Source organism: Grimontia marina (assembly GCF_900060185.1).
GTDB lineage: Bacteria > Pseudomonadota > Gammaproteobacteria > Enterobacterales > Vibrionaceae > Enterovibrio > Enterovibrio marinus.
Window position 1 is genome coordinate 162,663 of record NZ_FIZY01000001.1, and the last position, 26,087, is coordinate 188,749.

The window sequence follows — 26,087 nt, forward strand, 5'->3', positions numbered from 1 at the left end:
AAAGGTCATCGTAGCATTGAGGAGGAATGATTGTTTTCTTAGCCACACCGCGAGTGCCTCGAAGCATCAACTTCTGGGAACTTGAACATTTACCTACAAGAACTAGTGCGTGTGGGCCGTGGCTTTAAGCGAGGTTAGTTTGACAAATTTGCGGCAAGCTATTGATAGACTGATAAAATCCCTTTTAACGGTATCACCATTACCGCCTCAGCTATCTGAGCCATTTTGTTGGTCAATGAATACTGATCCGCTGGATTGGTTTCACTCGCAGCCCTTGTTCCCTAAATTCTACTGGCAAACCCGGGATGGTAAAGAACAGGTATTAGCACTTGGACAGGTTAAAACATTTTCTGAACCTGCCTGTGCAGAGAGTCAACTCGCTAAAGGCCAGCGAATTTGGGGCGGGCGGTCGTTCGATGGACGGACAGAGCGCGACCAACGTTGTCTCAAGTCTTTCTTTTTCCTTCCCCAGATCGAGATAGTTTGCCGTGATGGACAGTGGTTCATCACGCTGAACGTTTGCGATGACCTATTAAAAATTCGCGCCACATTATCCAAATTGATCAGCCAGTCCCAACCGCTATCCCATCCGGACTGTGAAGTACTGGCAACTCAGCATCAGCCAGAGTTTAAACAATGGTCAACCATGATGAGGAATGCTCTGTCGTCGATTGAAACAACTGATCTTCAGAAAGTGGTATTGGCACGTAAGACGACACTGGAGCTCGACAGAGCTTTGCCGGCTGCCAGCCTGCTGAAAGCCTCTCTCGACAGTAATAAGTCAAACTTTCACTTTCTACTGGCGCTGGATGAAAAGCACTGCTTTGTTGGTTCGACGCCAGAGCGTCTATTCTGGCGAAACGGCGACGAGCTATATACCGAAGCATTGGCAGGCACCATAGGTCGCGGTAAAGACGCCGAGGAGGACCTATCGCTGGCGAACTGGCTGCTCAATGACAGCAAGAATATCTATGAGAACCGTCTGGTTGTTGATGACATTACGCAACGGCTTATACCCCATAGCGAGCAATTGGATGTGGAAGTCACGCCACATTTAGTGCGCCTTCGTAATGTGCAGCACTTAAAGCGCGATATTGAGGCGAGTTTGGTCGCTGATGTACTTTCTTCTACTTTGCTGGATTTATTACAGCCAACTGCAGCTGTGGCTGGGTTGCCCCGCGAGAGAGCGGTGGATTTTATCGTCGAGAATGAACCTTTCGCTCGTGGATGGTACAGCGGCTCAGTGGGTTACCTCAGCGCTGAGCAAAGTGAATTCTGTGTGGCGATCCGAAGTGCTCTGGTTGTTGATAACAAAGTCCATCTTTTTGCGGGCGCCGGTATCGTGCCGGGCTCTGTGGCGGAGAGTGAGTGGAAAGAACTCGACCGGAAAATGGCGACACTTCGAAATCTCTTGGGTCCTTCACCGGAAAAACAATTGGAGAAAAAAGCCGGATGAAGCCTTCAATCATCAACCGTATCTGGGCGCGACTGATTTTGATGTCAGTGCAACGTGCGAGTGTGAAAGACATTTGTATTGCTCCGGGCTCGCGCTCAACACCGCTAACGCTGGAAGCGGAAAGACTTCAAAGCCTTGATTCCTCCATTCGCCTGCATACCCATTTTGATGAACGCGGGTTGGGATTTTTGGCGCTGGGATTGGCGAAAGCCTCTGACAAACCCGTTGCCGTGATTGTCACGTCAGGTACAGCGGTAGCGAATTTGCTGCCAGCTGTGGCAGAAAGCCGTTTAACCCGCGAAAAGCTGGTGCTTCTGACTGCCGATCGTCCGCCTGAGCTTATTCAATGTGGCGCTAATCAGGCAATCAGCCAGCAGGACATTTTCAGCGAGCACGCAGAAGTGACGAGTTTCTTGCCGTCACCCACAGAACAAATCTCGCCAGCTTGGTTATTGTCGACAGTGTCAGAGGGGCTGCATCGTCAGTCAGAACTGGGCGGGAGTTATCATATCAACTGTCCATTCCCTGAACCTTTATACGGGGAAATGGAAGACGTTTCGTCCTACCTTGAGCCAGTACGAATCTGGCTGGAGAGTGATGAGCCTTACTTGTCCTTCATGCCTTCACGCGAAGATTTAAGTCAGCCTTTGCGCGATTGGGCTCAGCTCCAGCACCAAAAAGGCGTGTTAGTGGTGGGTAAGGCCTCTTTACGTGAGCGCCAAGCCATTGAACTGCTAGCGCAGAAGCTTCAATGGCCTATTTTCTGTGATCCTCAAGCGAGCCAAGGCTCTGCATTTGCCGGTTTTGATGTTTGGTTGCAAAACCCCACGTGTGCCGAAGTGCTAAAACAGGCTGATGTTATCGTTCAATTTGGTAGCCGTTTGGTATCAAAACGCCTAGGCCAATTCATCAACCAGTTTGAGGGTAACTACTGGTTGGTAGAGAAACATCCAGGAAGGCTGGATCCCAGTCATCGAGGCGGTTTGCGCATCAATGCGTCATTGGCTGATATGGCGCTGGCATTGACAGAAATCACCCGTGATGCCGAACAAGCACGTTGGGCTGATGCATTGGTTGTGGCGAGCCAACAATATTTTGAGCAATTGGCGGCTTTCAACGGTTCGTCTGATGAATCGCTGTCAGAAGTCAGCTTGGCTGCGGACTTCAGCCATTGGCTTTCGGAACAGAGCGACCTCTTTATTGGAAACAGCATGGCGATCCGCCTGTTGGACATGTGTAGTCAACTGCCAGAAAAAGCCGTGTTTGCCAATCGCGGTGCATCGGGTATTGATGGTCTGATTGCCACGGCTTCAGGCGTTCAGCGCGAAAGACAGCGTCCGATGGCAATGCTGATGGGGGACACTTCCGCGCTCTACGATCTTAACAGCCTCGCGTTACTGGCTAACAATCCGCAGCCATTTGTACTGATCATCATCAACAATGATGGCGGAGGCATTTTCGATATGCTTCCGGTACCGGATGCGAACAAAGAAACTTACTATCGCATGCCGCATGGTGTTGATTTCTCCCACGCAGCCGCGATGTTTGGGCTCAATTATGTGTGCCCTTCATCGCTGGAAACCGCGCGATCACAATGCATCGATGCGCAGTCTACGCCGGGAACAACGGTGATTGAACTCAAGACTCGGGCGGGCGAGTGCGGCAAGGCACTTAAAGCACTGTTTAGTGAAATTGCCAATGCAGAACTGCTCTGAAAGATTGAGCTATTCCCTCCAAGGGCAGGCAGACAAACCTGCCCTTGTATTCCTTCATGGCCTGCTTGGTGACCATAGGGATTGGCAGCCTGTCATCGAAGAGCTTTCCAAAGAATATCTGTGTCTTGCTATCGATTTGCCGGGGCACGGCGGCAGCCAACATTTCGAAGCGGTCGGCTTTGGAGATACCCGCAACAAAGTGATAGCAACGATCAGTGAGACATTGTCTTCACCTTTCTGGCTGGTGGGCTATTCGCTGGGCGCACGCATTGCTATGTATATGGCTACCCATTGCTCATGTTCTCGCGGGGTGACCAGCGTACCTTTCGCTGGGCTCATTATCGAAAATGGGCATCCAGGTTTACCTGAACCCGAGAGAGTGGCAAGACGTGAACATGATGAAAAATGGGCGGTGCGTTTTGAAAATGAGCCCATTGTTGATGTGCTTCAAGATTGGTACCAACAACCAGTGTTTTCCTCACTAAATCATGCGCAAAGACAAAGTTTGATCGTTAAGCGCAGTGATAACCTCGGTACAAAAGTGGCAAGCATGCTGCGTGCTACATCCTTATCCCAACAGGATTTTCTGGGCGATTTGCTTAGAACGTTGCCAGCAAAGGTGCACTACCTGTGTGGAGAGAAGGACAATAAGTTTCTGGCATTGGCGATGCATTCGGGGCTGTCTTATTCCATTGTCCCAGACGCCGGCCACAACATTCATGCAGAACAGCCCAAGCTGTTTTGCCAGCTGGTTAGACAACTGATTGAACCTCATTAATTCAATAATTTAAATGGTAACACTATGGCTAGAACAACAGGCTTAACTGAACAGGAACTGTATGCACCAGTGGTGTGGAATGATTGCTCTGAAGGCTATGAAGACATCCTTTTTGAAAAATCGGAAGACGGTATCGCGCGAATCACTATCAACCGTCCTGAAGTACGTAATGCATTCCGCCCTCAAACAGTGAAAGAGATGATCAAAGCGCTGGCCGATGCACGATACGACGAAAAAGTGGGTGTGATCGTGCTGCGTGGTCAGGGTGAGCATGCATTCTGTTCCGGTGGTGACCAGAGGATCCGTGGCGACTACGGCGGCTATCGTGACGATGAAGGTACACACCACTTGAACGTGCTGGACTTCCAACGCCAAATCCGTACCTGTCCTAAGCCTGTGATTGCTTCGGTGGCAGGATACGCTGTGGGTGGTGGGCATGTGCTTCACATGATGTGTGACCTGACGATCGCAGCGGATAACGCACAATTTGGTCAGACTGGCCCGAAAGTCGGTTCTTTCGACGGCGGCTGGGGTGCATCTTACATGGCGCGTATCGTCGGTCAGAAGAAAGCCCGCGAGATCTGGTTTCTTTGCCGCTTTTACGATGCGCAAGAAGCCGTGGATATGGGGCTGGTTAACCACATTGTCCCTTACGCAGAGCTTGAGCGTGAAACTGCTCGTTGGTGCCGTGAAGTGCTTCAGCACAGCCCAATGGCGCTGCGCTGCCTGAAAGCGGCACTAAATGCGGACTGTGATGGTCAGGCGGGTCTACAAGAACTGGCAGGTAACGCGACCATGTTGTTCTACATGACCGAAGAAGGTCAGGAAGGCCGCAACGCTTTCAATGAAAAACGTCGCCCAGACTTCGACAAATTCCCACGTAACCCATAACAGGGCGGGAAGATGAAGCAAGCAACGCTTTACCGTTATTCGTTGCCGATGGACAGTGGTGTGATTTTGCGTCACTCCCGTCTGGCGCAGCGAGATGGCTTGATTGTCGAACTTAAAGACTTTGAGAAAGTGGGCAGAGGCGAAATTGCGCCTTTGCCAGGATTCAGTGCTGAAACCATCGAGCAAGCACAAACTCAGAGTGAGCTTTGTTTAGCGCAGTGGCTGGAGGACGGCGAAATAGATTGGGACTCGCTCTATCCTTCGGTTGCTTTTGGTTTGTCCGCTGCACTGGCGGAACTTGATGGTGAAATCCCGGCGGAAGGTAATTTCCTCGCTGTGCCCTTGTGTAGCGGCGATCCGGATGAGCTGGTTGAAAAGCTTGCAGAATTGCCGGGCGAGAAAGTGGCGAAAATTAAGGTGGGCCTTTACGAGCCGATTCGTGATGGCATGGTGGTGAATATGTTTCTGGAAATCCTTCCAGATTTGCGCCTTCGACTGGATGCTAACCGTCAGTGGACACCGGTAAAAGCAGCGCAGTTTTCTAACTATGTGAATCCTGCTTTCCGCTCACGCATCGCCTTTTTAGAAGAGCCTTGTCCGACGCCCGAGCAAAGCCTCGAATTCAGTAAAGAAACCGGCATTGCCATTGCGTGGGATGAGACCCTGCGCGATGAAGGCTTTTCGCTAGAATGCAAAACCGGATTATCTGCGATAGTGATTAAACCCACTTTAGTGGGCTCACTGAAAACAGTGAAAGTACTGGTTGAACAGGCACATACCATGGGGTTGGAAGCGGTGATCAGCTCCAGTATTGAATCCAGTTTTGGCCTCAACACACTGGCGCGCATCGCCCAATGGCTAACGCCGGAAAGCGTTCCGGGGCTCGATACAGTCTCATTGTTTGGTGAGCAGTTAGAGCAAACGTGGCCAGGCTGTGAGTTACCAATGAAAACACTGACTGACTGTGAAGTAGTATGGCAGGCGCACCCATAAGTTTTGAAACTTGGCCCTGGCTTTACTGGGGTGAGGTAAAACCCCTGCATACTGCTTTATATCTGGAAGACGAGGCTATTAGTTGGCAGCGCCTTGTTTCAGATATAGGCAGTATGCCGTTGCTGCCCAAACCGCATAACCGCTATGTAGCCATCCTCTCGCAAAATGATTACCAAACCCTTTTGGTTATCCTTGCTGCCTGGCAACAAGGCTTGAAAACACTGCTGCTGAATCCGGCTTTCTCTCAAGCATTCCAGAAAGAGGTACTCGAGAAAGCGGGGATTGAGATGGTTATCGACCCGCATACCGCATGTCCTTCTGGATATTGGCAACAGTCTGATGTGGTGCCATTTAATCCCCAAGATATCCTGACCCTTGTTCTGACTTCTGGCTCGACGGGGATACCCAAAGCGGTCACTCACAATGCCAATGCCCATTTGACGAGTACCAGCGGATTGTTTTCATTGATGCCATTTAGTGAGAGTGATTGCTGGCTTCTTTCCCTGCCGCTATTTCATGTTTCCGGTGTTGCCATTATCTGGCGGTGGTTACAGCGTGGGGCGACTCTGAAGATTGCATACACCAAAGGTGATGCGTTGCGCTCAGCTTTAGAAGGTGTGACTCACGCTTCCTTGGTACCGACGCAATTGCAGCGATTGATGCAAGGAGAGCGTCCTTCTTCGTTAACATCCGTGCTTTTGGGCGGTGCAGTGATACCCCAAGCGCTGGTGGATGAAGCCGAAGCAAAAGGTATTGGCTGTTGGTGTGGCTATGGGATGACAGAAATGGCATCGACCATCACGGCGAAACGGGCGAATGGACTTTTCTCGGTAGGTCGCCCGCTTCCGCATCGTGAACTTATGCTTTCCAGCCTTGGTGAAATCATGGTGAAAGGAGACACGCTTTCATCGGGTTACCTGATTGGCGGAAAGTTGGAGCCTTTGTCGGACGGATGGTTTGCGACTAAAGATAAAGGTGAATGGGTAGAGGGCGAGCTTCAGATTCTTGGTCGCTTGGATAACATGTTTATCTGTGGCGGCGAGAATGTGCAGCCGGAGAGTATTGAAAGGGTGCTTTCTGGCTTTGAAGGAATAGTTCAACTGTTTATATTGCCCGTTGCGGATGCCAAGTGGGGGCAGGTTCCTGTTGCGTTGGTGATGGGCAATGTTAATCAAGGTGACTTTCTGGCTTATGCAAAGTCGTTGCTGCCGTCCCATCAGGTGCCTAAAGCCGCATACTCGATACCGAAGCACTTGCTAGACGGCGGGATAAAAATCTCCCGCCGCGCGTTAGCTGATTGGCTGACAAGCGAACAGCTGGATTAACGATAATCGCCTCTTAACGTTTTCACATCACTAAACAATCGGTCGCATCTTGCATCTTCTGGCTGAACCGGACTTCCCGCCTCGACTTCCACTTTTGACCAAAACCGTTTTGGTAATTTGAGCAGGGCACGACCACCTTCACGGCTGAAATAACTTCCCCATAAACCTTTCAAAGCCATAGGTATTACAGGAACTGATGACTGTTTCAGAATTAGGTCTATGCCACGTTTGAATGGCTGCATGTCACCATCAGACGTGAGCTGGCCTTCTGGGAAAATACACACTACTTCGCCGTCACTGAGCTGATTTTTCACTTCCTTTAGCGCACAACGTATGGAGCCGCTAGTGAGTTTGATAGGAATAACGCGGCTGGCACGGAAGAAATAGTTCAGGACGGGTAGGTGGTAGTAATCTTCGTCCATCACAAAACGAATAGGGCGCGGACAAGCGCCTGCCAGAATCAGGGCATCGACATAGCTGACATGGTTACATACCAGTAATGCGCCGCCTTCTTTTGGAATGTTCTGGAGGTTTTTGTGTGTCACGCGATAGAAGCTGTGGCTTAAGAACCAAATAACAAAGCGTAAAGCGAACAGTGGAACCTGCTTGCCCACATAGAGGGTGACAACGAGATTCAGCAGGGCCAGCACGAGGAAAAAATCAGGGATACTCAAGCCGACAACACCTAGCAGCACCATGGCGAGAATCGCACTGGTGACCATAAACAAGGCGTTGTATATGTTATTAGCGGCGATGACCTGTGAGCGCTCACTATCTTCTGAGCGTGCCTGCATCATGGAATACAGGGGAACAATGAAAATACCCCCGAAAATACCAATCAACAGTAAATCAACAAACACCCACCACAGTGACGGGTCGGCAATAAATTCTACAAAGCTTGCAGCAGTTGAAGGCGCTGCAGGCGTCGAGACCATCAGGTGGATACCAAAAATGGTCAAACCCATTGCGCCAATTGGCACGATACCGGGTTCAATACGATGGCCTGAAAGCTTGTCACAAAGTAGTGAGCCGACAGCAATCCCGACGGAGAAAAGCGTCAGCAGGAAGGAAACGGTTGCTTCATTACCGCCAAGGTGAAGCTTGGCGAAATTCGGGAATTGCGTAAGGTAGCTTGCACCCAGAAACCAAAACCAACTGATCCCAAGAATCGACTGCAGCACAACTCTATCTTTACGGGCAATCGCCAGCGTGGTTTTCATTTGTCGGATAGGAGAGAAACTGACTTTGAGAGAAGGGTCGCCAGCAGCCACCTCAGGAATAGAACGGGCGCTCAGATAACCGAGCAAGGCAAACACCACCACAGAGATAGCAGCAATATCTCTTGCACCATCCATATTCGCGATGACACCCGCCACCATGGTACCTAGCAAAATCGCAAGGAACGTACCGGTTTCAACCAAAGCATTACCCGAAACCAATTCCTGGGGTTTCAGGGTTTGCGGCAGCAAGGCGTATTTAACAGGGCCAAAAAACGCTGACTGTGTTCCCATCAAGAAGAGAAGAACCAAGAGCGCCATATAGCTTTCGTAGATAAAAGCAATGGCAGCGAGACTCATGATGCCGATTTCAAGCAATTTGACGCCACGAATAAATCCCGATTTTTCGAATTTATCCGCGAGTTCCCCGGCAAAAGCAGAGAACAAAAAGAAGGGGAGGATGAACAACCCGGCAGCAAGATTGATAAAAAGGTCTGTACTGATCCCGATAACACCGGGACCGGCAAAGGCAACAAGGATCAACAGGACATTTTTATAAACGTTGTCATTGAATGCGCCGAGTGCCTGGGTGATAAAGTAGGGCAGAAAACGTCGCTGTTTCAGAAGCCCGGTCTGGCTTGTCATTCTTTCTTTCCCGGCTATTAAGCGTCAGTCCAGCTCTTCAGGTAGCCTGTCAGTAGGTTATCAATAAGCTCTGCACCATTGACAGGCACTGAGGTGAAGAACTTGTCGTCAACTGCGAGCAGCGTGATGCCATGAACTCCCGCCCAGAGTACGCGGCTTGCCTCTACCACTTCCTCTTCACTCTTTGCCGGAGAAAGTTGTTTAAGCAAGCTTTCCAGCATACCTGTCATGCTCTGGATACGATCGCTCTGCCAGTCAGGAAGCTTGTCGCCCTTCATGCTGTGCTCGAAGACCAACTGCCAGCGATAAGGATTTTTTGATGCAAACTCGAGGTAAAGGTGCGCGAGGGTAAACAAGGCTTCACGGCAGTTAGAGGTGCCAGTTAGCTTTTGTTGAGCCTGATGACGTAAGTCATCAAGAGTACGTGCCACAACATGCAGCAGCAGAATATTATAACTGCCAAAGACATTGACCAATGTACTGGGCACATAGCCGATTTGAGCAGCGACTTTTCGTAAACTCAAAGCATGATAAGGCTGGTTGTTCAAGTACTCTTCAACGCAATTAAGCGTCATTTCTACCAGCTCTTCGCGGCTATGGTCATTTCTGCGTGCCATTACTTTTACTGCAAATAGTGAACAATGTTCGATATTTTAGGAGTGGGGTCTGGAAAGGGCAAGTTACAAGCCTCTCAGTTTAGATATGAGCACTTTACTGAGAGGCATCGAAGACAAACTTTAGCTGAAGCGCTCAGCATTTTTGATAGACACTTGGTCGTTGAGCGTCCAGAAATCGTAAATGACACCGATAAGGAAAAACCCGGCGGTAAAAAGGTAAAGAATGCCAGTCAGCCATTTCCCCATATACATGCGGTGAATACCGAATACGCCGAGGAAAGTCAGCAAAATCCAAGCAACAGAATAATCTACTTGTCCGCTGTTGAAGCGGAGGTCTGCTTCACGGTCCATTGAGGGAATCAAGAACAGGTCTATCAGCCATCCGATACCTAGTAGTCCAAATGTGAAGAGCCAGATCGTTCCCGTTACTGGTTTACCATAATAGAAACGGTGTGCACCGAGAAAGCCAAAGATCCACAAAATGTATCCAACGACTTTACTGTGTGTATCATTCATCGCATCAACCTTTAATTTTGTTACACCCAAACAATCTGAATGCGAGCATCTTTGGGTTTATTTCCTCTCTATGAATATGGACTGCATTGTAAGGCAATTGTTCATCTAGGATCGCCATCCCCTCAAAGGTTTACCTCATTGTTCTCAAAAATTCGCCAAAAAGGAGAAATCTTGCTCGCAGTTACGTATAGCCATTTAGAGAAAATTTAAACGATTGGTAACATTTTCGCCCGCAACAGGGTTTGACTTTCCGTGCTGCTGACATAGCATGGAGTTACCTTACGCTTGTTGCGTTATTTGACATTGAAACAAAAGGTTTGCAATGAAACGCTTTTTTACTCTGTTCGCGCTGATGTTCGTGATGGTGGTATCCGCACCACATGCTGAGGCGAAGAAGTTCGGTGGCGGTAAGTCTTTCGGCAAAAGCTTCAAGACGGCGCCAGCGCCAAAATCACAACCTACCAACACTAATTCTATCAATAAGCAAAACGATCCTGCGGCAGCAGCGAAGTCGTCATCTAAGAAAGGCTTGATGGGCGGCTTGCTGGGCGGTCTGTTGGCTGGTGGTTTGATTGCAGCCATGTTTGGTGGTGCGTTTGAAGGTTTCCAGATGATGGATTTCCTTATTGTCGCAATCATCGCATTCGTGCTGTTTAAGATCTTTAAGAGCATGATGGCGGCCAAGAGTGGTTCGATGAACCGACCAAATCAACAGGCTTACGCTGGTGGACAAGAGCCGCAAAACAAAGGTTACTACCACGAGGAACAGCAGCCTCAGTTCCGTGAGTCAGCGGCGACATCTTCGACAGGTGGTTTTGGTGCAGTGAATACCGATGTACCGTTCAACTTCCCGCCGAACTTCGATATGGCAGGTTTTGTAAACGGTGCCCGTGAGCACTACCGTATTCTTCAAGGTGCATGGAACCACAACCAGCTTGAAACCATTCAGGAATACGTGACGCCTGAACTATATAACGATCTGGCTGAAGAACGCCGTAAGCTGGAAGGTGAGCAGCATACTGAAGTGATGTATGTAGACGCGGAAATCGTGCGTGCTGATTACGACAGCAAACGCGCGCAACTGAGCTTGCAGTTCAGTGGCCGCTACACTGACCGTCAGGAAGGTGTTGAAGAAGACATTACGGATATTTGGCATCTTGAACGTGATATGACGCAAGCAAACGCGCCTTGGTTGATTGTTGGTATTCAAGCCTAATGATTTAGCAAAAATCCCCCTAATCAAGAGTAGTCCAAGTGGCTGCTCTTTTTTTGTTCATCTTTATTGAACAATCACTTCAATGATTCACGTTAGCTTATTTGTTGATTCGCAGTTACATTGGCGTAAACGACTTTGAACAAATATCGAGAAACAATAACGTGGAACGCTTTAGAACTCCCGCCCATCTTCTTGTCGCGATGGCCTTTATCATGGCTATGGCTTTCTCTGTCTGGAACGTATTACTCAACAATTTTGTGGTAGAAAAAGCCGCGTTTACCGGTAAAGAAATCGGCATGCTGCAAAGTCTGCGTGAAGTCCCTGGTTTTCTGGCGTTCACCGCAATTTATCTCTTGTTGTTTATTAAAGAGCAGCGATTTGCCTTGCTGTTTCTGGCGGTGATGTGTCTCGGTGTTGCAGTGACAGGTTGGTTTCCAACGGTATGGGGACTGTATTTGACGACGATTGTGATGTCGATTGGCTTTCACTATTTCGAAACCGTCAACCAGTCACTGACTTTACAGTGGATAGATAAAGACAAAAGCGCGCACTTTATGGGACAGGTTCTGGCCTGGAAGGGGGCGGCAAGCCTTATCGCTTACGCTGCAGTTTGGCTGTTAATGGAGTGGATGGCGGTTAGCTATAACATCGTGTACATGCTGTTTGGCTTTGTCAGCTTGGTGGCGGTGCTCGCACTGTGGGCCGTTTTCCCTTCTTTTGAGAGCCCGCATGCTCAGACCCGTAAGCTGATTCTTCGCAAAAGATATTGGCTTTATTATGGCCTGACTTTCCTTAGTGGTGCCCGTCGTCAGATCTTTGTCGTATTTGCCGGCTTCATGATGGTTGAGAAGTTCGGTTATTCCGTGGGTGATGTGAGTCTTCTGTTCATTGTCAACTACCTCTTCAACATGCTGTTTGCGGCCAAAATTGGTGCTTGGATTGGCAAGGTTGGTGAGCGTCGTGCACTGACCGTGGAATATGTCGGACTTGCGTGTGTGTTTACTGGCTATGCCTTTGTGGAAAGTGCCACGATGGCGGGTGTGCTATACGTGGTAGACCACCTGTTCTTTGCCATGGCCATTGCGATTAAAACCTACTTCCAGAAGATTGCCGATCCGGAAGACATTGCATCTACAGCGGGTGTGAGTTTTACCATCAACCATATTGCGGCGGTGGTTATCCCTGCAGCGTTGGGCGTGGTGTGGTTGTATTCTCCAACAACAGTCTTCTTAGTTGGCACCGGCCTTGCCTTAGGGTCACTGACTTTGTCGCGAATGGTGCCTTTGGCGCCAGAATCAGGCAATGAAGTCAGTTTCTTAGGTCGAAAACGGGCTCAGGATGTGGCGTGAATCAAACTCCTGTCTATTTGTCGCTGCATAATGGTGCTTATCGATCAGTTCTTGATCTCGGCACAAATTCTATGTGGCACGACCAACTATATTCAAGGGTATCGAAACACGGATAAATGTTGGAGGCGCTATGCCATTTACGTCTGAACTGGTCGACGAAATGAACGTCCTGGTGAAGTTTTCTCGTTCTTCTGATCTCATGGGTATCAAGGTTCACAGCGATGCGGATCCTGATATTGTGGCTGCAACAGAACGCCTTTATGACAAAAAGCTGATCACAGCAAAAGATGGTGGTTACTTAACTTCGATTGGTCGAGATGCGGTTGAGCATGCGAAAGAAGCGCTGCGCATTTTAAGATCGCACCCTGAATAAACCCACTTAAAAAGGAAAGGGAGCCCATCGGCTCCCTTTTTTGATGTTGTGTTTTTTGGGTCTGTTGACGTTTGGTATTAGATTACCAAACGTCTTTGTCGATCTGCTTGTCCAGTTTCGGGAACTTGGTGCGGTCGAACGTCGGCTTTTTGCCTTCTTTACGCTGGGTTTCATAGTCTTTAAGCAGCGCGAACACGATGCCAGACAGCGCAAGGATTGCCACAAGGTTGATGAGAGCCATCATACCCATCGACAGGTCTGCAAATGCCCAAACCGTCGGTAAGTCAACAACAGCACCGATCACTACCATTGCCAGCACAGCAACACGGTAGACATTGATCGCTTTTTTGCTTTTGAAGATGTACTCGATGTTTGATTCACCGTATGAGTAGTTGGCAATCAGCGAGGTGAATGCAAACAGGAGGATAGCGATAGCAATAAAGCCTGCACCCCATGCGCCCACTTCTTCAACCAGAGCCGCTTGAGTCAGCGCAATGCCGGTGATACCGCTGTCAGTGTCCAGCATACCTGAGAGTAGGATGATAGATGCGGTTGCGGTACAGATAACGATGGTGTCGATAAACACGCCCAACATTTGTACATAGCCTTGCGCCACTGGGTGGTTAGGGCGGGTGGTTGCTGTTGCCGCTGCGTTAGGCGCAGAACCCATACCGGCTTCGTTTGAGAACAGACCGCGTTTGATACCTTGCATCATGGCTGCACCAATCGCACCGCCTGCTGCTTGCTCAAAACCAAGCGCACTGCCGATGATGGTGCCGAAAACGTCAGGAAGCAGTGTGATGTTAATACCGATAACGTAGAAGGCTACAACGAGGTAACCGATCGCCATAAATGGTACGATCAGCTCTGCTACTTTGGCGACAGAACGCATACCACCAAAGATGATAGGTGCTGTTGCCAGCGCCAGAATCACACCTACCCAAGTGTTATCAGTGCCGAAAGCGGTGTTCATCGCTGCAGCGATAGAGTTTGACTGTACGCCGTTGAATGCCAGACCAAATGCGATGATCAAACAGATAGCAAAGGCGATACCCAACCAGCGCTGACCCAAACCCTTTTCAATGTAGTAAGCCGGACCGCCGCGGAAGGTGTTGTCTTTGTGATTGATTTTGTATGCCTGTGCCAGTGTCGATTCTACAAAGCTGGTAGACATACCCACCAGTGCAGTAATCCACATCCAGAACACTGCGCCAGGGCCACCAAGATAAATCGCCACGGCTACGCCTGCCATGTTACCTGTACCTACACGAGCGGCGAGACTGGTGCTGAATGCCTGGAATGATGAGATACCACCGTCGGCGCCTTCACGGCTACCTTTGATGAGCTCAAACATGTGCCCGAAAGAGCGGAATTGGAGGAAACCGGTGCGGAAAGTGAAGTAAAGACCGGCGCCGATCAACAGGTAAATAAGCACGCTTCCCCACAACAAGCCATTCCCGGCGTCGACAAAGGAAACGAATAGTTCTTTTAGTTCCGTCATATACAAACTCTACTGTCGTCAAATTTAAAGTGGCAGTTGAGTGAGAAGGAGGAGACAAGGGATCTGAAACTTCCTTTTCAGCTCTTTGCCCCGGACAAATAACTTGTCCTGGCGACGCTTCCGTGCAGAGATTCCAGCCAGCAGATTTGCGCTTCTATTGCGCTACTTACAAATCCATTTGAGCATGATCTGTGGCCGTTTTTTTGCTCTCTTGACGTCAAGATAAGCAAAATAAAGCGGCGGGATAATACTCTAAATTTAATCTTCTGGCATCTGTAAATTTCACTAAAAGAATAAATGTTAGGCAAATAGTTTAATAAAAGGATATTTTTACAACATTATTTACTATTAGTGTTAACATTTTTGAGGTGTGAATTTAGCTTCTCAATCGAGGGAGTTAGAAGATGTTACTGCGAGTTAATCGTTGCTTTCGACACTTTTCGTTCAAGGTCAGTTCTGACGATTTCCAGCGCTTTTAATGCAGTTTCAGGATCGACCTCATTGCTTTCCAATAGATAGATTAAATCAACGGCAAGTTTGATTTCATCGGGGGCGTTATCCAGTCCTGATTGACTCATGGCTTTGCACTCCATTTTGGGTAATAGGTATTGAGCGCCGCTTTTATAAGCTCCGCATGAAGTGGAACTAGGGCTTTCTGCTCTGTGCGGTATCCACCACCGATAACCGCGGCGATAGGAACACCATTTTGATGGCAAGATTCCATGACGGCTTTATCTCTTTCGGCGATACCGCGTTGACAAATATTCATATAACCAAGCTCGTCGTCGACGTGAATATCAACACCTGCGTCGTAGATGACCATATCCGGTTGGTGTTGGGCGATAGCAAGCTTTAGTACAGGCACGAACTCGGAGAGGTAGGCATCTGACTCAATGCCTATAGGCATCGGGATATCAATGTCCGAGTCTGGCTTTCGTGATGGGAAGTTTTTGTCACAGTGCACCGAAAGGGTAATGATGTCTTCCCTCTCCTGCGCGATTGTCGCTGTGCCATCGCCATGATGAACATCGCAATCGACGATAAGCACCTTGTCTATGTTCGGATAGGAAAGCGCGTGGTCGGCTGCGAGAATCAAATCATTGAATAGGCAAAAACCACTGCCAAAGTCTCGGTGTGAATGGTGATAGCCACCGGTCAGATGAATCGCTACACCTTGCTCAATCGCTTTATCGACGGTGAGAGTGGTTCCTCCCAGTGATGTGAGGCTACGTTGTATCAGTGCCTCACTCCAGGGGAATCCAATACGTCGCATTTTTACCAGAGGTAAAGAGCCGCTCACCAAAGCATCGACATAGTCTTCGTCATGGAAACGCTTCAGATGTCCGTGCTCAAGGCGTGTTGGTTGAAACGTTGTTACTGGCCAGCCCAACTTATCAATGTGCTCCTTGAGCAGTTGGTATTTTTGCAGCGGGTACCTGTGACCTTCAGGCAATGGAAAGTCAGAGTAGATCGGATGGTAAACAATAGGCAGCATGAAAACTTCAGCCTTTACGCTCACGGAAAGAAATACGGGATTCGATTTTTTGTCTGGCCTCACGACAGCGAGAGAGACGCTTTTCAATTGCGAGCAACTGCTTCTGGGCTTGTTGCTGTTCGGTAAAGCTGGCGTACTGTCCAAGCTTTGCTTCTGCGTCACGTACCATATCTTCCAGCCTTCTTTCCCACCCTTGATGCCGTGCTAGATCCTGATAGAGCTGGCTGATAGAAGCTCCACTTTTTGGCGTCATGGCTTTTTCTTGCTGTCGAATAGACAGTGTTGCCATTTCTCTCTGAAGCGCACCGATTTGATTAACCAGCTTTTCGCATAGGTGCTCGGCACGCATCGCTGAAAGGCGTCCGCTTGCCTGCTCGCGTTCAAGGGTATCAACGACACTTTTTGCTTCCGACACACAAGGCGTAAGCAGCTTAGCGAGACAGGAGAATAGGCGTTCATCGAACAACGGCTTTGCACTCTCACCGCGCTTACGGTCGATCTCCGCGGCTCGGTTTGCCAGCGTTTGAAGCTCGGTTCTGAGAGATGATAAATCCATAGCTATTAATACCTATTGGGTTTTAAAGCCAAGCGTCGATGGCCAGTTTAACGGATAGAACTACAACCACAGTAACAAACACAGGGCGAATAAACTTAGCGCCAAACTTAATAGCAGAATGTGCGCCGATGTAAGCACCTACCATCAGGCACATACCCATAGTCAGCCCAAGCGTCCAGTTCACATGACCCAAAATGATAAAGGTAACGAGTGATGTGATGTTGCTAACGAAGTTCATTGCTTTGGCCAGACCTGACGAAAGCAGAATATTCATTTTATACATCGACATAGAAGACACGGTCCAGAACGCGCCGGTTCCGGGCCCTGCAACCCCATCATAGAATCCTAAGGTGAGCCCTTGACCCCACTGTTTTTCTTTTAAGTGAGGTTCATCCTTCGGCAGATTGTGATTCTCTGCTTTTGGTTGGCGAAGCCAAATGGTGTAGGCGGCGGTTGCCAGCACGACAAGTGGCAAGGCTTTTTCGAGCCACTCGGTGGAAATATAGTCCACAACCAAAGTACCCAAAATGGCACCAATGAAAGTGGCGATAAAGGAATGAATCCAAAAAGAAGGCGAAAACAGCTTTTTCCGGTAATAGGTAAACGCTGCTGTTGATGATGCAAACGTTGCTGACAGCTTATTGGTTCCTAACGCGATATGCGGGGGCAAACCAATGGAAAGCAAGGCAGGAACCATTAACATGCCACCACCACCGGCAACAGCGTCGATAAAACCTGCCGCAAGTGCCACCATTCCCAAAATAATGAGGGTATTGGGATCCAGAAGTTCGAGCATTTTTATTTTTCTACTTAGTGTTCCATAACACGCTTAAAGGGAGGCAATGAATCCAACAAGGCTTTCCCATAACGCCTTGTGACAACCCGTCTGTCTAGCAAAACGACTCTACCAGAGTCCTGTTCTTTGCGCAGCAGTCTACCTGCTGATTGAACAAGCTTTTTACTGGCTTCCGGCACAGAGATCTGGAGGAATGCATTGCCACCTTTTCGCTCTAGATACTCAGCATGAGCTTCTTCAACGGGTGAAGTAGGTACGGCAAACGGAATTTTGGTGATAATAAGGTTGGTCAGCTGCTCTCCGGGTAAATCGAGGCCTTCTGAAAAACTGCCCGTCCCGAAAAGGATGCTGACCCGCCCTTTCTCACAACACTTGCGGTGCGCATCTAATATAGATGAACGTGACGCTTCTCCCTGCACATGAAGATGCCAGCCAAGCTTTTTGATATCAGCACGCATTTTCTCCGCAACCTGATTCATCTGCCAGTAGGAGGAAAACAGTACTAGGGTTGCTGTTTCTCCTTCGATGTATTCCATCAATATACCGGGAAGATGGCTTGTGAATTTCTCGTCTTGCGGTTCGCAAGGCATGGCGGGAACAACTAGACGCGCGTTTTCCTGGTAATTAAACGGCGAGGGCAGGGCGAGAAAGGTGGTGCCATCGTTTTCGTCTAATCCCACCTGACGGCAAAAGTAAGTAAATGAGTTCAATGCGCGTAACGTAGCGGACAGCAAGCAGACTCCGGCTGCTCGTGACCAAAGCAATTGGTCTAAGCGCCAACCGATTTCCAGCGGTGACACATGAACAATAAGGTCGGATTCGCGCTCGGAACATTTTTGAATCCACCTTGCCATTGGCGCTCCTTTGTCCGAATTAGGTTGTGCCATTAAGGTCCACACTTTTTCAAGGTTTTCCAAACGCTGTAAGAAGAAGGCGGATTCGGCAAGAAGTGGGTCGGCAAGTCGGGATGCAAGTTCGCCATCTTTTACCCGTTCTGAGATAAGGTCATGAAGCTTTGCTAGCGATTGATTAGCTTTTTTTGCTGCTTTTTGCATTTCTTTAGATTCGAGATGCAAAGTGTCTGGCAATTCACCATCGGTAAAACGATAGACGCCATCATTATTAAGCGGGAATTGAGCCAGCATGTCGCGAATGCTTCGAAGCCCGGGAATAAGCACTTGGATTCCTGACTGCAAGGCATCTAAAAAACGGCCACTGCGTTTGATGTCGCCGCCATTGGCAATCTTAGATGCGCTTTGATTGAGTTTTTCCAGCCAGGATGCTGCGCCAACCAAGCTGGCGGACGCAGCAGAAAAGTCTCGCGCTACGGTGGGCAAGTGGTGCGCTTCGTCGATCATATAAAGAGCATGTTCTGGCTCGGGCAGGATAACACCGCCACCAAGCTCTAAGTCCGCCATCAATAAACTGTGGTTAGCAACAACAACATCTGCTTTATCCAGATGCTCTCTGGCTTTTGCAAAAGGGCAGTTGCGGTGAGCGGTCAACCCTAAGTGACAGGTATGTTTGTCGGACACAATAGTTTGCCAGAGGTGATCTGGAATCGTTTTGGGCCAGGCATCTCTGTCACCATTCCATTTGCCGAGGGAGTAAGCGCTATACATAGTATTAAACATGTCGATATCGGCTTTCTTCGGTTTCTCCGTAAATAGCGCTTGCTGCCCATGCCCTTCTGCACTGGCTGCAGCGGCTAACTTTTCGCCACAGCAATAACGCTGTCGGCCTTTTGCTAGGACAAAGCTGAATTCTCGGGGAACGACACAGCGAAAAAGGGGGAGGTCCTTTTCTATTAACTGCTCCTGCAGAGCCACAGTGGCTGTGGAAACCACCACCTTTCTATTATTGTTGAGGGCGTAGCAAATGGATCCCATCAGGTAAGCCATTGACTTACCGATACCTGTCCCCGCTTCCGCCACCAGAATGCGTCTTTTGGGGTTGTAGTCCCCTGCAAGGGTTTTGGCGATTTCTGCGACGAGGTAATTTTGTGCTTTTCGTGGAATAAAATTCTGTAATTGCGCTTTCAAATTCTCGTAGCTGGAGCGGATGTCTTTTTTAGTTGATGTGCTAAGCATGATTGTCACAATTTGGGTTGTAGAACCGCAGTATATCACGTGTGGAGAATGTGAAAGAGTTCAAGTATTCGATCATCTATTCTGAATTATGAGACATAGATCACGAATATCAATTGAACTAATATTAGCTATCACTATGAAATCCAAAGGGAATGCCATTCACTGCATAGATTGCCTGAATGTAGAATAATATTCTAAATTTTTATTTAAAATTAAACTAATTTGGTTTTTTGCTCTGATTAGGCTTTGCGATCAACTTTACATAAATTTGACAATGCTATTTAGTTTTCGTGACCTTGCTCAAGGTTGATATTTTAACCTTATGTATTTGAAAGCAATTTTTATTTTTTGATGTTGATTTTGGTTGATTTGACAGATTTTAGATTTCTCTGCACTCTAAGTTTCGAAGTTTAAGCGTATTTGTAACGGCGTTTTAGTGACGTTGTGACAAATACAAAATAAAAGGGATCCTGGAACAGGAATTCCAATCTAATAAAGAAAAGGCAGTGGATTAACATGAAAAAGACTATCTTAGCGATGGCAGTACCAGCTCTGCTGGCTGCTGGTGCAGTAAATGCAGCAACTATTTATGACCAAGATGGTGTAACTGTAGCTGTAGGCGGTGCGGCTGAAGTCCAAATCATCCAAAACTACGAGTTTACCGGTGAAGACAAAAACCTTGATGTGCGCCTTGATGATGGCAATCTGAATTTCTCCACGGAAGTTGCTGTCAGCGATAGCCTTACTGCATTGGGCTATTTTGATTTCGATTGGGAAAAAGGTAACGTTTCGAACTCAGACTTGTATGCTGGTTTCAAAGGAAATTTTGGTACATTTACAGTCGGTCGCCAGACTACTATTTGGGATGACACTGGTATCGGTAAAGACATTGAGTTGGGTATGAGCCAATTCGGCGTTGTTGGTGATGCATCTGGTAATAACGTAATTAAATACCGTTATGACGGTGATGTTTGGTTTGGTATCGCTCACGACCTAGATGCATGGAACGAAGAGACCGAAGCTAACGAAGGCAATGAGCATACCGACCTTGGTGTGGGCACGTCAGTAGCAGGTGTTGACCTCGCGGGTTATTACATCACTGGTGATTCCAGTTCAACTACTGAATACGATGCCTTCCAACTGAGTGCAGTGTACAATGTAGACGCGTTTACTGCTGGTGTTGCCTACTCCGACTTCGAAACCGAAGTTAACGGTGCGACTGACAAGAGCGACTCAGGCTCTTTGATCGAGTTGTTGTTTGGTTATGGCGCTGGTGATTGGCAATACTACCTAGGCTACAACTTAGCTGAGTCTGACGACGACGACGAGTACCAAAACGTATATGCTAATGCGACATACAAGCTGCATGCAAATGTGACAACGTATGTCGAAGCTGGTTGGGAAGAAGTTGAAGCATCAGGTGGCTCTTCAGACGACGCTACAGGCTTCCTTGTAGGTATGGAAGTTAAGTTTTAATCTTTAACTACCATAATAATATTTTTATAGAGCTGCCCGTGGGCAGCTCTTTGTTTATTGGAGGGAAACGGTTTGATAAGGACGCTTTGTGTTGCTTTTACTATGTTGTTTTGCAGTCTTGCCAACGCAGTAACTATTGAGATAGGTACGGATATTCAAACCTATGTGCTAAATGGTAAAGAGGCTGATGCAGGTAGCGGCGATAAGATTAGACTTAAAGACGGTGATAATCAGATTGTTGTCCGCTATAAGTCTATTCTGAAGGATGGTTCAAGAACCAAGCTTTTTGAGTCAAAACCCTATGTTTTTCAGTTTACAAATACTGCGAAGAATCTTTCACTCTCTGTCGAACGTTTCCGTAAATACATCAAAGCAGAGAAAGCGTTTGAAAAAGGCAATGTAGAATGGTCTATTGAGGACACCAACGGGAAGGATATTCCATTCCAGCTTGATGAGCTTCCTGGTAATCCTGGCTTTCTTCCCTACGATGATCTTCCAAAAGCATTAGCTACCTACAACAAGAAAAACGGTATCTACTTCGAAGGTCAGGAAATAAAAGATCTCAATGAAGAGGTTGTTGTTGCTGTTTCTGAAACTGGCAAAGTGGAATTAACTGGCGATGCACTTGCACAACTCAAACTCTGGTACACCAAAGCGTCAAAAGAAGAACGCAAAGCATTCCGTAAGTGGGTAATTGACCAAGAGTAAAAAAACGCCGCAAGGCGTTTTTTTATGCGTGGTGATAACGGCTGTGTTCTCGGCAAGCCCTACAGCGCGACTCAGCTGGGTCAGAAATAATATCCCCAACTTCTATTTCTTCCTCACAGTCCGCACACAGCCCAATTAGCCCTGTATGAATAGCACAAAGTGCGGCGTCGATTTTCTCCAGTCTTAATCCATCATCATGCAAATTGGTGCTTCTTTCTTTTCTACATAGCTTAATCAGATGTGCTGTAGGGACATTTGAAACGTCCAGTCCCGTTAAGCCAATCAGTACATCTTCTAATCTGCTGCGTACCGCTTCTTTCTCATTCGCGAGCTTTTGTTGTAGCTGTGCTACAGTTTCTGTATCAATCATTGTGATGTCTCGGTGCGCGTTGTAACCGGGACAGTGTAGTGAAATCGACTGTCTTTGTTCTGATATATATCAAGACAAAAAGAGATAAACCCTGCTGTTTGTCGGTATTTAACCATAGATTTAACGGTTATATTTGCAGCCTGCTCGATAATAGTCAGAACTAAAAGGATGTAAAAAGATGGACGCTAACTTCAAAGATCCGTTTAACTTTGCTTATTTCTTGGGAATGATTGCAGTACTGTTTATCCCAACCTTGCCTGCAACCCTCACTTGGATTGGCATGCTAAGCAGATAAGAACCCTTTAGGGAGGAAGAGTGCAAGAATCGATAAAACGTGTATTTTTGCTGAGTGTTGGATGGCTCTGTGTATTTTTAGGTGTCATCGGCATTTTTCTCCCGTTGTTACCCACAACGCCTTTCTTGCTCCTCGCCAGCGCATGCTTCGTGCGCGGCTCACCTCGTATAGCCAAGTGGTTACATAATCATCCTACCTTTGGTCCAGTCATCAATAACTGGAACGAGCATCGCGCCATCGACAAAAAAATTAAGCGTCGTGCGACATTGTTTATTGTTCTCAGCTTTTCCCTCTCGATAGCGATCGTGCCCGAACTTTGGCACAAGATTATGTTGGCTTCGATGTGCGCCGCACTTTTATTTTGGTTTAACCGTTTGCGCGAAATTGAACCTGTTGCCCGCGCCACAGAAAATACATAACATGGCCCCTTCGTCTCCCCATCTGCTGGCTTTTGATAGCGGGCGAAAATGGGGTCATTTACTTCCAGTATTATCGGAAGCCACGCACTGTGGTGAGTCATTATGAGCCAAGATCAAATCGCATTTATCAAAGACAACATCAAAACCATCCCTGACTACCCAAAGCCAGGCATTATGTTCCGTGACATCACCAGTTTGATGGAGAACGCGGAAGCGTACAAAGCAACAATTGAACTGCTTGTCGAAAAATATAAAGACCAAGGCTTCACAAAAATCGTAGGAACTGAGTCCCGTGGTTTCCTGTTTGGAGCGCCTTTGGCTCTGGAGCTGGGTGTAGGTTTTGTTCCTGTTCGTAAACCAGGAAAACTGCCGCGCGAAGTGATCAGCGAGAGCTACGAGCTGGAATACGGTACAGATAAGCTGGAAATCCACACCGATGCTATCGTTGAAGGTGACAAAGTTCTGATGGTTGATGACCTGCTTGCAACGGGTGGCACGATTGAAGCAACGACCAAGTTGATTCGCCGTTTGGGTGGTGATGTGGCTCACGCTGCTTTTATCATCAACCTGCCGGAAATTGGTGGTGAGAAGCGTCTTCAACAGAATGGTATTGATGTATACAGCATCTGCCAGTTTGACGGTCATTAATCGAGCGTTAAAGCGCTTAAAGTGAAAGGAGCGTGATCGCCAAGATCGCGCTCTTTTTGTGTCTGTGCTAGCATGGCAAAAGACTATAGAAAGAATTTATAACGCATGAGTTATCAGGTACTAGCCAGAAAATGGAGACCACACCAGTTCCGCGATGTGGTCGGCCAATCCCATGTATTGACAGCTTTGGCGAATGCGCTCGACCATAATCGTCTGCATCACGCCTATCTTTTCAGCGGTACGCGCGGTGTGGGTAAAACGACTATCGCCCGCATCTTCGCCAAGGGCTTGAACTGCGAACAGGGTGTCACCTCCACGCCTTGTGGTGTTTGTTCAACTTGTCAGGAAATCGATCAAGGCAGATTTGTTGATCTGTTAGAGATTGATGCAGCCTCTCGTACCAAGGTTGAAGACACCCGTGACCTTCTAGACAACGTTCAATACAAACCCGCTCGTGGCCGTTACAAAGTCTATCTGATAGACGAAGTACATATGCTTTCGCGTCATAGCTTCAATGCGTTGCTAAAAACGTTGGAAGAGCCTCCGGAGTACGTAAAGTTCCTGTTGGCTACTACTGATCCGCAAAAGCTGCCTGTGACGATTCTGTCGCGCTGTCTGCAGTTTCATTTGAAGCATTTGGATGCCACTCAGATTAAAGACCAACTGGCATATGTTCTTGAGCAAGAATCTGTTGTGGCAGAACCCAGAGCGCTTTCCCTTATCGCGAGAGCTGCTGAAGGCAGTATGCGTGATGCCCTGTCTCTGACAGATCAAGCGATTGCCCTTGGTAATGGCAGCGTGCAGGAAGGGCAGGTAACAGAGATGCTGGGTACTTTAAGTACCGATCAGGCGATTTTGTTGCTTGAGGCGTTGGCAGAAGGCCATGCAAACCATGTAATGCAGTGTCTGACACATTTGGCTGAAGTGGGCGTTGAGTGGGACGGGCTATTAAAAGAAATTGCTGGTCAGTTGCATCGCGTGGCCATGGCACAGGCCTTGCCAGAGTCTGTTGATAAAGCATCACCGGATGCAGAACGTATTTTAATGCTCAGTCAATCCATCTCGCCGCAAGATACGCAACTTTTCTATCAGATAGCGCTACAGGGACGCCAAGACTTGCCTTACGCACCGGATGGTCGTGCCGGTCTTGAAATGGTGTTACTGCGTATGTTGGCGTTTAGGCCTGTTACGTCTCAGCAGTACCAGCCTTCGGCGGTTGGCGAGCCTTTGACTGAGCCAGATAAGCAAGCAGTAGCGTCGGTCCCCCAGTCAAATGCTCGACTGGAAACCCTAAAAGCACAGGTAGAAGCCAGCCGAAAAGTGAGTAAAGCGGCTCCTGCTCAGTCAGAAGTGACGCCACCACAACTGCAACATTCGCCGGATTCTCAGCCAAACTTGGCTCAGGATGATCCTCAGATGTCTGCGCACATGGCTGCGATGGAAATGGAGGCGCAACGGGAAACAGAGTCTCATTCAGATTATGATATCCCAGCCCAGCCAACGGCTGCGCCCGAACAACCTCAGTCAGCGGCGCCTTCTTCTGCAGGAAGCCTGGTTGCAGCCCGCAATATGTTGAGAAGTCGGGTTCGTCAGCAAGAGGGCCAATCGCCAAAAAAGGGTAGTGCGGCAACAGCCGGCGGTGATGCACTGTCGGTTATCGACCGTATCGCAGCAAAACATAAGCCTGCTGATCCTGCTGTTTTCCAGCAAGCATTGATGCCGAATGAAAGTGCCGCCACCCAAGATGAAGCTTATCGCTGGAAGCCAACTAAAGTAGAAACGACAGAAGAGAAGATCGTTTCAGTCACACCAGACAAAATCAAAAAGGCGCTTCAACATGAGCGCACGCCGGAAATGCGCGATAAGCTCGAAAAAGAGTCAATTGAACTTGATGAATGGAGCCGTATTGCCAGCGCGTTGGAAGCACCTCGTTTGGTGAAGCAGATGGCACTCAACGCTTCTATGGAGCGGGATGGTAATCAGATTAATCTCTGCCTTCGCTCTGAACAGGCTCACTTGAATACTGATAAGGCGCAGGCAGCTTTATTGGCAGCTTTGAGCAACCAACTGGGCACCTCATTAACACTGTCGGTCACGCTTGGAGAAGCAGGTACCACACCGCTTGAATGGCGCGACAGACTTTATACAGAAAAATTGGCTCAGGCTTCCCAAAGCCTGAGCGATGATCCCAATGTTCGCTTCATCTGCCAGCGTTTTTCTGCGCAGATAGATGAAGAGAGCGTTAGACCTATATAAACCTAATGGGCTGCGATTCACCGAATCTCAGCCTAAAGCTACATAGAGAGAAGAATATGTTTGGTAAAGGCGGAATGGGCAACCTGATGAAGCAGGCGCAGCAAATGCAAGAGCGCATGCAGAAGATGCAGGAAGAAATTGCGAACATGGAAGTTACCGGCGAAGCGGGTGCAGGCTTGGTAAAAGTCACTATCACCGGCAGCCACAGCGTTCGTCGCGTTGAGTTGGATGACAGCTTGATGGAAGACGACAAAGATATGCTGGAAGACCTGATTGCTGCGGCATTTAACGATGCAGCGCGTCGCATTGAAGAAGCTCAGAAAGAGAAAATGGCTTCAGTCACTGGCGGCATGCAAATGCCTCCAGGCTTTAAAATGCCATTTTAA

General features: G+C 48.2%; 25 protein-coding genes. 15 read left to right on the plus strand and 10 right to left on the minus strand.

The annotated features are described in order from the left end of the window. Positions 1-139 precede the first annotated feature (139 nt). The 6 genes from GMA8713_RS00750 to menE are packed head-to-tail and all read left to right on the plus strand — an operon-like array spanning position 140 to position 7,158. Entirely contained in the window at positions 140-1,456 is a 1,317-nt protein-coding gene (locus tag GMA8713_RS00750) for an isochorismate synthase (RefSeq protein ID WP_062705076.1), read from the plus strand. Beyond that, complete coding sequence (gene menD / locus GMA8713_RS00755) at positions 1,453-3,171, plus strand: 2-succinyl-5-enolpyruvyl-6-hydroxy-3-cyclohexene-1-carboxylic-acid synthase (RefSeq protein WP_062704773.1); 1,719 nt, start codon at positions 1,453-1,455, stop codon at positions 3,169-3,171. Before GMA8713_RS00750 ends, menD begins: the two co-directional genes overlap by 4 nt. Next, positions 3,155-3,949 (plus strand): 2-succinyl-6-hydroxy-2,4-cyclohexadiene-1-carboxylate synthase, encoded by a 795-nt coding sequence (menH, locus tag GMA8713_RS00760; protein WP_062704775.1) that lies wholly within the window; start codon positions 3,155-3,157, stop codon positions 3,947-3,949. Before menD ends, menH begins: the two co-directional genes overlap by 17 nt. 24 nt (positions 3,950-3,973) lie before the next feature. After that, entirely contained in the window at positions 3,974-4,840 is an 867-nt protein-coding gene (gene menB / locus GMA8713_RS00765) for a 1,4-dihydroxy-2-naphthoyl-CoA synthase (RefSeq protein WP_062704777.1), read from the plus strand. Positions 4,841-4,852: 12 nt separating this feature from the next. Then, complete coding sequence (menC, locus tag GMA8713_RS00770; RefSeq protein ID WP_062704779.1) at positions 4,853-5,833, plus strand: o-succinylbenzoate synthase; 981 nt, start codon at positions 4,853-4,855, stop codon at positions 5,831-5,833. After that, a complete protein-coding gene (gene menE, locus GMA8713_RS00775) occupies positions 5,815-7,158 on the plus strand; it encodes an o-succinylbenzoate--CoA ligase (RefSeq protein WP_062704781.1) in 1,344 nt (447 codons plus the stop codon). The genes menC and menE overlap by 19 nt, the downstream gene beginning before the upstream one ends. Here the strand turns inward: menE and GMA8713_RS00780 are convergent. From GMA8713_RS00780 to GMA8713_RS00790, 3 genes are all read right to left on the minus strand, one after another. Then, positions 7,155-9,020 (minus strand): MFS transporter, encoded by a 1,866-nt coding sequence (locus GMA8713_RS00780; protein WP_062704783.1) that lies wholly within the window; start codon positions 9,018-9,020, stop codon positions 7,155-7,157. The two genes, menE and GMA8713_RS00780, sit on opposite strands and share 4 nt — an antisense overlap. A gap of 17 nt (positions 9,021-9,037) precedes the next feature. After that, on the minus strand, positions 9,038-9,637 hold the full coding sequence (locus GMA8713_RS00785; protein WP_062704785.1) for a TetR/AcrR family transcriptional regulator: 600 nt from the start codon (positions 9,635-9,637) through the stop codon (positions 9,038-9,040). A 120-nt stretch (positions 9,638-9,757) separates the two neighbouring features. Beyond that, positions 9,758-10,153, minus strand: coding sequence for an NINE protein (locus GMA8713_RS00790; RefSeq protein WP_062704787.1), 396 nt, complete (start codon positions 10,151-10,153; stop codon positions 9,758-9,760). 322 nt (positions 10,154-10,475) lie between these two features. Between GMA8713_RS00790 and GMA8713_RS00795 the strand changes: the two genes are divergently transcribed. The 3 genes from GMA8713_RS00795 to GMA8713_RS00805 all read left to right on the plus strand — a co-directional run bounded on the left by GMA8713_RS00795 (position 10,476) and on the right by GMA8713_RS00805 (position 13,091). Beyond that, on the plus strand, positions 10,476-11,369 hold the full coding sequence (locus GMA8713_RS00795; RefSeq protein ID WP_062704789.1) for a Tim44 domain-containing protein: 894 nt from the start codon (positions 10,476-10,478) through the stop codon (positions 11,367-11,369). A gap of 161 nt (positions 11,370-11,530) precedes the next feature. Continuing rightward, on the plus strand, positions 11,531-12,718 hold the full coding sequence (locus tag GMA8713_RS00800) for an MFS transporter (protein WP_339385752.1): 1,188 nt from the start codon (positions 11,531-11,533) through the stop codon (positions 12,716-12,718). A gap of 130 nt (positions 12,719-12,848) precedes the next feature. After that, positions 12,849-13,091, plus strand: a complete 243-nt coding sequence (locus tag GMA8713_RS00805) for a TIGR02647 family protein (protein ID WP_062704791.1) — start codon at positions 12,849-12,851, stop codon at positions 13,089-13,091. 82 nt (positions 13,092-13,173) lie between these two features. Here the strand turns inward: GMA8713_RS00805 and GMA8713_RS00810 are convergent, their stop codons facing one another. The 6 genes from GMA8713_RS00810 to dinG all read right to left on the minus strand — a co-directional run bounded on the left by GMA8713_RS00810 (position 13,174) and on the right by dinG (position 19,529). Then, a complete protein-coding gene (locus tag GMA8713_RS00810; RefSeq protein WP_062704793.1) occupies positions 13,174-14,592 on the minus strand; it encodes an alanine/glycine:cation symporter family protein in 1,419 nt (472 codons plus the stop codon). Between the two features lie 407 nt (positions 14,593-14,999). Further along, positions 15,000-15,170 carry a pleiotropic regulatory protein RsmS gene (gene rsmS, locus GMA8713_RS00815; RefSeq protein ID WP_062704795.1) on the minus strand — a complete coding sequence of 57 codons (171 nt, stop codon included), beginning with the start codon at positions 15,168-15,170 and terminating at the stop codon, positions 15,000-15,002. Further along, complete coding sequence (locus tag GMA8713_RS00820; protein ID WP_062704798.1) at positions 15,167-16,087, minus strand: histone deacetylase family protein; 921 nt, start codon at positions 16,085-16,087, stop codon at positions 15,167-15,169. Before GMA8713_RS00820 ends, rsmS begins: the two co-directional genes overlap by 4 nt. A 7-nt stretch (positions 16,088-16,094) precedes the next feature. Further along, positions 16,095-16,643, minus strand: coding sequence for a primosomal replication protein PriC (gene priC, locus GMA8713_RS00825; RefSeq protein WP_062704800.1), 549 nt, complete (start codon positions 16,641-16,643; stop codon positions 16,095-16,097). Between the two features lie 22 nt (positions 16,644-16,665). Then, the gene (locus tag GMA8713_RS00830; protein ID WP_062704802.1) at positions 16,666-17,439 is read right to left on the minus strand and encodes a sulfite exporter TauE/SafE family protein; all 774 of its coding nucleotides are present in this window, start codon (positions 17,437-17,439) and stop codon (positions 16,666-16,668) included. A 14-nt stretch (positions 17,440-17,453) separates the two neighbouring features. Next, complete coding sequence (gene dinG / locus GMA8713_RS00835) at positions 17,454-19,529, minus strand: ATP-dependent DNA helicase DinG (protein WP_062704804.1); 2,076 nt, start codon at positions 19,527-19,529, stop codon at positions 17,454-17,456. A 516-nt stretch (positions 19,530-20,045) separates the two neighbouring features. Between dinG and GMA8713_RS00840 the strand changes: the two genes are divergently transcribed. Both GMA8713_RS00840 and GMA8713_RS00845 read left to right on the plus strand, forming a co-directional pair. Then, positions 20,046-21,005 carry a porin gene (locus GMA8713_RS00840; RefSeq protein ID WP_062704806.1) on the plus strand — a complete coding sequence of 320 codons (960 nt, stop codon included), beginning with the start codon at positions 20,046-20,048 and terminating at the stop codon, positions 21,003-21,005. 57 nt (positions 21,006-21,062) lie between these two features. Continuing rightward, complete coding sequence (locus tag GMA8713_RS00845; protein WP_232314303.1) at positions 21,063-21,713, plus strand: YccT family protein; 651 nt, start codon at positions 21,063-21,065, stop codon at positions 21,711-21,713. Between the two features lie 22 nt (positions 21,714-21,735). Here GMA8713_RS00845 and GMA8713_RS00850 read toward each other — a convergent pair whose 3' ends face one another. Beyond that, positions 21,736-22,083, minus strand: a complete 348-nt coding sequence (locus GMA8713_RS00850) for a hypothetical protein (protein ID WP_062704810.1) — start codon at positions 22,081-22,083, stop codon at positions 21,736-21,738. A gap of 315 nt (positions 22,084-22,398) precedes the next feature. Between GMA8713_RS00850 and GMA8713_RS00855 the strand changes: the two genes are divergently transcribed. The 4 genes from GMA8713_RS00855 (at position 22,399) to GMA8713_RS00870 (ending at position 26,087) form a co-directional block, all read left to right on the plus strand. Further along, on the plus strand, positions 22,399-22,797 hold the full coding sequence (locus GMA8713_RS00855; RefSeq protein WP_062704811.1) for a YbaN family protein: 399 nt from the start codon (positions 22,399-22,401) through the stop codon (positions 22,795-22,797). A 102-nt stretch (positions 22,798-22,899) separates the two neighbouring features. Continuing rightward, positions 22,900-23,445, plus strand: coding sequence for an adenine phosphoribosyltransferase (apt, locus tag GMA8713_RS00860; RefSeq protein WP_062704813.1), 546 nt, complete (start codon positions 22,900-22,902; stop codon positions 23,443-23,445). 105 nt (positions 23,446-23,550) lie between these two features. Further along, positions 23,551-25,701 carry a DNA polymerase III subunit gamma/tau gene (dnaX, locus tag GMA8713_RS00865; protein ID WP_062704815.1) on the plus strand — a complete coding sequence of 717 codons (2,151 nt, stop codon included), beginning with the start codon at positions 23,551-23,553 and terminating at the stop codon, positions 25,699-25,701. A 56-nt stretch (positions 25,702-25,757) separates the two neighbouring features. Further along, positions 25,758-26,087, plus strand: a complete 330-nt coding sequence (locus tag GMA8713_RS00870; protein WP_002539630.1) for a YbaB/EbfC family nucleoid-associated protein — start codon at positions 25,758-25,760, stop codon at positions 26,085-26,087.

Coding starts and splice junctions, on each gene's coding strand:
- GMA8713_RS00810 (WP_062704793.1), bottom strand. CDS start 14,592: ATGACGGAACTAAAAGAACTATTCGTTTCCTTTGTCGACGCCGGGAAT.
- GMA8713_RS00780 (WP_062704783.1), bottom strand. CDS start 9,020: ATGACAAGCCAGACCGGGCTTCTGAAACAGCGACGTTTTCTGCCCTAC.
- priC (WP_062704800.1), bottom strand. CDS start 16,643: ATGGATTTATCATCTCTCAGAACCGAGCTTCAAACGCTGGCAAACCGA.
- dnaX (WP_062704815.1), top strand. CDS start 23,551: ATGAGTTATCAGGTACTAGCCAGAAAATGGAGACCACACCAGTTCCGC.
- GMA8713_RS00785 (WP_062704785.1), bottom strand. CDS start 9,637: ATGGCACGCAGAAATGACCATAGCCGCGAAGAGCTGGTAGAAATGACG.
- GMA8713_RS00790 (WP_062704787.1), bottom strand. CDS start 10,153: ATGAATGATACACACAGTAAAGTCGTTGGATACATTTTGTGGATCTTT.
- dinG (WP_062704804.1), bottom strand. CDS start 19,529: ATGCTTAGCACATCAACTAAAAAAGACATCCGCTCCAGCTACGAGAAT.
- apt (WP_062704813.1), top strand. CDS start 22,900: ATGAGCCAAGATCAAATCGCATTTATCAAAGACAACATCAAAACCATC.
- GMA8713_RS00840 (WP_062704806.1), top strand. CDS start 20,046: ATGAAAAAGACTATCTTAGCGATGGCAGTACCAGCTCTGCTGGCTGCT.
- GMA8713_RS00820 (WP_062704798.1), bottom strand. CDS start 16,087: ATGCTGCCTATTGTTTACCATCCGATCTACTCTGACTTTCCATTGCCT.
- menC (WP_062704779.1), top strand. CDS start 4,853: ATGAAGCAAGCAACGCTTTACCGTTATTCGTTGCCGATGGACAGTGGT.
- GMA8713_RS00830 (WP_062704802.1), bottom strand. CDS start 17,439: ATGCTCGAACTTCTGGATCCCAATACCCTCATTATTTTGGGAATGGTG.
- rsmS (WP_062704795.1), bottom strand. CDS start 15,170: ATGAGTCAATCAGGACTGGATAACGCCCCCGATGAAATCAAACTTGCC.
- menE (WP_062704781.1), top strand. CDS start 5,815: ATGGCAGGCGCACCCATAAGTTTTGAAACTTGGCCCTGGCTTTACTGG.
- GMA8713_RS00870 (WP_002539630.1), top strand. CDS start 25,758: ATGTTTGGTAAAGGCGGAATGGGCAACCTGATGAAGCAGGCGCAGCAA.
- menB (WP_062704777.1), top strand. CDS start 3,974: ATGGCTAGAACAACAGGCTTAACTGAACAGGAACTGTATGCACCAGTG.
- menD (WP_062704773.1), top strand. CDS start 1,453: ATGAAGCCTTCAATCATCAACCGTATCTGGGCGCGACTGATTTTGATG.
- menH (WP_062704775.1), top strand. CDS start 3,155: ATGCAGAACTGCTCTGAAAGATTGAGCTATTCCCTCCAAGGGCAGGCA.
- GMA8713_RS00805 (WP_062704791.1), top strand. CDS start 12,849: ATGCCATTTACGTCTGAACTGGTCGACGAAATGAACGTCCTGGTGAAG.
- GMA8713_RS00795 (WP_062704789.1), top strand. CDS start 10,476: ATGAAACGCTTTTTTACTCTGTTCGCGCTGATGTTCGTGATGGTGGTA.
- GMA8713_RS00850 (WP_062704810.1), bottom strand. CDS start 22,083: ATGATTGATACAGAAACTGTAGCACAGCTACAACAAAAGCTCGCGAAT.